Below are 6,035 nucleotides of genomic sequence, written 5' to 3'. Positions count from 1 at the left end.
CAAATTACTATTTTCTGTAAACACCCACGTAGGCTGACTAGTATCTGTAAACAACATGAGTTTCCCTGTTAATCGACCCGACCGATCAATAATAATCCGTGTTAACCCCTGCTTTCCTTGTGGGTTCCGAACAGTTAAGGAAGGATTATCGACAAGCGCAGTTTCACTGCCTACTAAAATTGCCTGATATTTTTCACGTTCTATTTGAACATCTTGCCATGTCTCGCTACCACTGAGATTTGTTCTGACACCTCGTTTCGCAGCAATCTTTCCATCTAAACTACTCGTATATTTTAAGGTCACATAAGGCAATTTGGTTTCATGAAAGTGATTGTAGATGAGATTGATACGATAGGCTTCATCTCTCAGTATATTTTCGATGACTTCAATCCCCGCTGCTTGTAAAAGTGCCACTCCTCGCCCCGCTACTATGGGATTAGGATCACGTTGACCGATGACGACTTGTTTGAAGCCACCCGCAATAATACGTTCAACACAAGGAGGGGTTTTTCCTGTATGGGCACACGGTTCTAAAGTAACATATAACGTTGCTTGAATAGATTCTTCAAGGCTGGTGAGTGAATCAATGGCTTCTACTTCCGCGTGTGCAGCACCATAGTGTGTATGATATCCTTTTCCTAAAACAACATTATCTTTAACAATCACTGCCCCCACTATTGGGTTGGTATATGTTTCCCCTAGTCCTTTAAGCGCTTGTTCAATTGCCAAGCGCATATATTTTTCATGTCTCACTTTCTTCACCTCCAACAAAAAAACCCCTCATATTTGAGGGGCTTTTTAAAAAATAGACAGTATTAATCTAGGTTAAACCACACATTCGTCTCTTTTGAATCAGATAAAAACCCCACTAAAAAAACTAGTGGGGTTAAAAAAGGTGTGCTTTAAATAAACGGATGTCCCTTATAGGTAGGTGCTTTTAAAAAGCCTACAGCTATCGTTGGTTAACCGTTCCTTTGATTACTTCTCCCATCCAGACTTTAACTGTCGGTTTCAGATTTTCACTGAATCAACCACAATCGAAATTATGGTTCACGGACTTCAAAAATAATATTTTTGTCACCGCCGGTCGGGAATTACACCCTGCCCCGAAGAATCATTATTCAATTGAACACAGCATATCACCTGTTTTTTTATTTGTCAATATCAGTATTTTTTATTAAACACAGCAGAACCATCAAGTCAGTAAGTTACCATCACCTATAAATACAAATTATAGCAACGAATCGAGTCCACCGGCTGTTCACTGTGTTACATCACTCCAAAAACCATGAAACTGACGGCAAATATTTTTGATAATAATTAATCACATCTATTGCAGAGTAATAGCCGAGCACTACACAACCAAAAATGAACACTCCCGTTAGCATCATAATCTTTATCTTTTTTTTACGGATACTTAGAATAAATATCGTACCTGCTAATGGAGTCAAAAAAGCACTTATACCGAGCATTATCGGTGAAACATTCCCTTTTATTTTTCTGTAGCCAGACCTGTCCGAATAAAAAGTACCTCTATAAAAATGATCGTCCATCTGGTATTTAAGAATAAGTGCACCAATAGTCATTAGTATGGCGCAACTAATAAAACATTTAGTCTTCAAAGACATTTTTGAGAACTCTTGCAATCCCCATTTAAAGACAACAATAATGATTATAGCTCCCGCAATAATAATCTTTTGGAATATCAACATCAATGCAGTAACTGACATTATAACTAAACCAGTCGTGTTTTCTCCAAATAAGAACATAAAAACACCCACAATCATTAAAACTACAGCGGTAGTAATTAACCAGTCTCTTAAAGACATTTTCTTTAACTTTATTATCAATTCTTTGATTTTATTCATTTGTACTTATCCTTTGCCTATTTAATACGTAACTGTAGTAATAATAACATAGCCAAAGACTTCATTACTTACTTAGTTATGAACATTCAACGACTCTCTGAAAATAATAAGTTCCATCGCTCATCATAGTAAAAAGCCCCTATTCTAAGAAATAGGAGCCCAAAATACTAATCTCATTCTTTCATTCTCACTGACACTATTGCTTCTCTGTTCTTAAATTATCATTAACCTTATCACAAATAAAAACAGCTCGCTTTGCGCCTTCAATTAATGATTACTACTAGTTGAAAATTCAAATACTAGTTAAGTCCAAATTTAGCACTTAATTCCTTTAGGAATTCATCTTCATTTTGCACGATCCACTTCTCTTTAAACTCGGGATCTTGCACTAATAACATCGTTATTTTTTGAGCTTTTTTATTAGCCTTCACTTCATTCACTTTTTTATTAATGACACGTAAACTACTATTTTTAGCTATATTCGACAGTTCTTTATCGGTCGTTTTATGTGTTATTTTTACTTTTTGTGCAGTTAAATCTTTTATGACTTCTTTTTCAAAATCGCCTGTTTGCCATTCAGTTAAGCCAGTAATCATTAGGTCCACTTGAGCTTTACCCTCTTTATTTTCAATCGTTTCAGCCTTAAATTTTGTTTCATCTTGCAATTTTTTATTCAGTGACTCATAAATTCTACTTAAATTAGCATCATATGTATTATCTAACTCTAGTGCAGCTGATAACTCTTTTACAAACGCTGATTTTGATTCTTTTTTGATGTCACTTGTTTTATCCTCAAAAAAATCATTAAATTTCGCGTTATCTTTCCCATATATGTAAGTATCCACATAACTTTCGGCTGCTGCTTTTGGATCAGTCTGTTTTTGACAGGCACTTAATAATAAAATCATTAATAGGCCTAACAAAATTATTTTATATTTATGCTTCATCATAGATAGTCTTAACGACGTCCTCCTTGTCTATTTTGATTATAATTTTTCTTTTCTTGGATAATTTGTTGACGTTCTGATTGCGTAAGATCGGGATTACTTAATTTTTCACCATACGCTCTATTTTGGTTCGCTTTTTCATTACCATTCACTTGATTTGACTGATTTCCTTGATTATAATTTTTCTTTTCTTGAATAATTTGTTGACGTTCTGATTGCGTAAGATCGGGATTACTTAATTTTTCACCATACGCTCTATTTTGGTTCGCTTTTTCATTACCATTCACTTGATTTGACTGATTTGACTGATTTGACTGGTTTGACTGATTTGACTGATTTGACTGGTTTGACTGGTTATAATTTTTCTTTTCTTGAATAATTTGTTGACGTTCCGCTTGCGTAAGATCTGGATTATTTAATTTTTCACCATATGCTTTGTTTTGATTTGCTTTTTCATTACTTATCACTGTATTCGCTTTTTTATCAGCTGCTTTTTGTTGTTCTTTTGCGGCAATCTCTTCTTTTTTAGCTTTAACCACTGCAATGTTTTTTACCTTTTTTTCCTTAACTTGTGTTGTTAATGTTGCTTTAGCAACTTTTTCAATTCGAGTAAACATCTCACGGATTTTTTCTTGTTTTATTGTTAGTTGCAAGTCTTTATTCATATTTGAAGCCTGAACATCAACGCCACCACCTAAAGAAATTCCAATTGCTGTAAACAAAACACTACACATTAACACTACTTTTTTAACCACTTATAATACACCCTTTCAAATGAAGTTTAAACACCATTGTATAACTACTAATAACTAAAGTAAAGCTCATTTTTAGTTTATATTAATCATTTAATTTTATCTATAAAATAACCCCCCCGATAATTACACCGTTCTTTCATTGCAGACGAATACTTAATTTTAATTGTGAAAACAAGTATTTATTAACCAGGATAAGTAATCACTAGAATCAATTTAACTTTTAAAAAAATTAATTAACGTAAAAAAAGAATAGATTTCTCTATTCTTCAAAAGACTATTTTTCCACATAAATGATTCACTTTATGTTTTTATTTTATGACTTTATTTATATTCCACACAATCCAGAAATAAGCCTTGAGCTGGTACTGTCATACCCGCATTTTTTCTCGTTTTGCTCATAAATACATCATCGATGATGTTAGCCTCTAAAGTTCCTGCACCAATTTCTAAAATTGTCCCCATCATGATTCTCACCATATTGTATAAGAAGCCTTCTCCCTCAAATTTAAACTGCAGCAAATCGCCCTCACTCGTAATTGTGATTGCTTTTATTGTACGCACCGTTGTTTTTTTTGATTTTTTAAGCGAAGAGAAACCAAGAAAATCATGGGTACCTTCCAACATACGGCAAGCACTATTCATTTTAGTAATATCTAACTTTTGCGAAATATGATGGCTGTAATAACGTTCGAATGCTGATGGAATCGGATTATTCCAAACATAGTAGCTATACTGTTTACCAGTAGCGTTATAACGCGCATGAAACCGTTCAGGTACCTCTTCAACTTTTTTGACAATTATATCCCAAGGTAAATAGTGATTAAGTTGATTTAATAATTTATCACTCGTCAATGGTGAATCTGTTTTAAAATTAGCCACTTGCCCTCTCGCATGTGTTCCCGCATCCGTTCGTCCTGATCCAATAATCTCAATTTTTTCACCTGTAATTTGTGTTAAAACCGCTTCAATTCGTCCTTGAATTGTTTTATCAGAATCACCCAATCGTTGCCAGCCTAGATAACGTTTCCCATCGTATTCAATCGTTATTTTTATATTTCGCATTATCATTTTTCTCCTCATATTCGTGCTTATTATTTATTAATTCATTGTAGCAATAATCCCTTAAATTAACAATTACAGCCAAAATCCTCGTATCATGCTAAAATTAAAAAGAATATACTCTAATTAGATGGGATGATTTGAAAATGTCCAGTAGCTACTTTGAATTTACAACACGTAAAGACTTAAGAAATTGGCTTGTTGCTAATAGCAAAACTGAAACAGAATGTTGGCTCGTCATGAGTATTTCTATACAAACGAACACATTACTCTATCTAGATATCGTGGAAGAAGCACTTTGTTTTGGTTGGATTGATGGCGTCAAAAAAAAGTTACCTGATAACCGTTTGATTCAACGTATTTCACCACGCAGTAAAAGAAGTAATTGGACTGAATTGAACAAAGCACGTGTGCGTCGTCTAGAAGCTCTTGGTTTAATGACAACTGCCGGCCGTGCTGTTTTACCTGAAATGGACCCTAATCTCTTTGAGTGGGATGCTCGCATTGTTGAGGCCCTTCAACAAGACGATGTTGTCTACCAGAATTTTAGAACGCTTCCGATTTTGTATCAAACCATCCGGATTGATACGATTCAAAGCTATAAAAAAGATATCGAACTATTTAACAAACGCTTAGAAAAATTAATTAAATATACTAAAGCTAATAAAATGTATGGCAGTTGGCATGATAATGGGCGTCTTTTGGACGATAATCAAAAACATTTTTTAGATACAACAACTAAAAAACTTAAATGATTTTTAATTTATTACATTCGAAGAACCGTCATCAACAACTTTTTTTGATAAACACTTTCTTAAAAACAAAGGAATTAAGCAATGATGCATTGCTTTTTCATAGAATAAAAATTTATTTTTTAATATCGGAGGAATTAAAATGTCAAAAACACCACAATGTCAAAGTTGCGGGATGCCAATGAATAAAGCAGATGAATTTGGTATCGAAACAGATGGCTCTGCTTCAGAAAAGTACTGTATTAAATGTTACGATAATGGTCAATGGACCAATGGTGAGGCTACATTTGATGAATTTTATGAAATAAGTTTGCGAGGGTTTCAAAATTCAGATATGAACAAAGTACAAAAGTATTTTCTTAATAAGATGTACACTAAAAAATTCCTTAAAAAACTAGATCGTTGGAAATAGCAGTATTAGCCTCTTGAAACATCTAAGAGGCTTTTTTTACGTGCACTCTCTTTCACTCTTTTTTTAAGTTAGCTACCATTACTATCAACTCTCTTTTAAAACGGGTATAATGTGCTCAAGAGGTGAGCTTAATGCTAAATGTTGCAATTTTTGCAAAGGACTCGTCAACCCTACACACTATCGAACGTCTTTTGGAAAGCTATCACACTCAACTGTTCAATCCCCACTGTTACACCTATCCT

Annotated in this window: 7 protein-coding genes and 1 riboswitch; of the genes, 2 read left to right on the top strand and 5 right to left on the bottom strand. The window is 33.9% G+C overall.

All coding sequences use genetic code 11. From position 1 onward, the window contains the following. The 5 genes from ribD to truA form a co-directional block, all read right to left on the bottom strand. On the bottom strand, positions 1–753 hold a 753-nt coding region (ribD, locus tag IKV95_RS04870; protein ID WP_287451457.1), incomplete at its 3' end, for a bifunctional diaminohydroxyphosphoribosylaminopyrimidine deaminase/5-amino-6-(5-phosphoribosylamino)uracil reductase RibD. Positions 754–975: 222 nt separating this feature from the next. Then, positions 976–1,118, bottom strand: a riboswitch (FMN riboswitch). Positions 1,119–1,274: 156 nt separating this feature from the next. After that, a complete protein-coding gene (locus IKV95_RS04865; protein WP_287451456.1) occupies positions 1,275–1,868 on the bottom strand; it encodes a hypothetical protein in 594 nt (197 codons plus the stop codon). 299 nt (positions 1,869–2,167) lie between these two features. Further along, positions 2,168–2,776 (bottom strand): DUF5105 domain-containing protein, encoded by a 609-nt coding sequence (locus IKV95_RS04860; RefSeq protein WP_162919384.1) that lies wholly within the window; start codon positions 2,774–2,776, stop codon positions 2,168–2,170. 50 nt (positions 2,777–2,826) lie between these two features. After that, positions 2,827–3,570, bottom strand: coding sequence for a hypothetical protein (locus IKV95_RS04855; RefSeq protein ID WP_287451455.1), 744 nt, complete (start codon positions 3,568–3,570; stop codon positions 2,827–2,829). A 321-nt stretch (positions 3,571–3,891) separates the two neighbouring features. Then, positions 3,892–4,632, bottom strand: a complete 741-nt coding sequence (gene truA, locus IKV95_RS04850) for a tRNA pseudouridine(38-40) synthase TruA (RefSeq protein ID WP_029091038.1) — start codon at positions 4,630–4,632, stop codon at positions 3,892–3,894. Between the two features lie 143 nt (positions 4,633–4,775). Here truA and IKV95_RS04845 point away from each other — a divergent pair, with 143 nt between their 5' ends. Together IKV95_RS04845 and IKV95_RS04840 are read left to right on the top strand one after the other, a co-directional pair. Then, on the top strand, positions 4,776–5,384 hold the full coding sequence (locus IKV95_RS04845; RefSeq protein ID WP_287451454.1) for a YdeI/OmpD-associated family protein: 609 nt from the start codon (positions 4,776–4,778) through the stop codon (positions 5,382–5,384). A 139-nt stretch (positions 5,385–5,523) separates the two neighbouring features. Further along, positions 5,524–5,793 (top strand): zinc ribbon domain-containing protein, encoded by a 270-nt coding sequence (locus tag IKV95_RS04840; protein ID WP_069126083.1) that lies wholly within the window; start codon positions 5,524–5,526, stop codon positions 5,791–5,793. The last annotated feature ends 242 nt before the right edge of the window (positions 5,794–6,035 follow it).

Source organism: Brochothrix sp., from assembly GCF_017549435.1.
GTDB lineage: Bacteria > Bacillota > Bacilli > Lactobacillales > Listeriaceae > Brochothrix > Brochothrix thermosphacta.
Note: the sequence above shows the minus strand (reverse complement) of the source record. Positions and strands in the feature narration are given on the sequence as shown.

Excerpts from the sequence above, each read along its gene's own strand:
- IKV95_RS04860 (WP_162919384.1), bottom strand. The coding sequence starts at position 2,776 with ATGATTTTATTATTAAGTGCCTGTCAAAAACAGACTGATCCAAAAGCA.
- IKV95_RS04840 (WP_069126083.1), top strand. The coding sequence starts at position 5,524 with ATGTCAAAAACACCACAATGTCAAAGTTGCGGGATGCCAATGAATAAA.
- truA (WP_029091038.1), bottom strand. The coding sequence starts at position 4,632 with ATGCGAAATATAAAAATAACGATTGAATACGATGGGAAACGTTATCTA.
- IKV95_RS04845 (WP_287451454.1), top strand. The coding sequence starts at position 4,776 with ATGTCCAGTAGCTACTTTGAATTTACAACACGTAAAGACTTAAGAAAT.
- IKV95_RS04865 (WP_287451456.1), bottom strand. The coding sequence starts at position 1,868 with ATGAATAAAATCAAAGAATTGATAATAAAGTTAAAGAAAATGTCTTTA.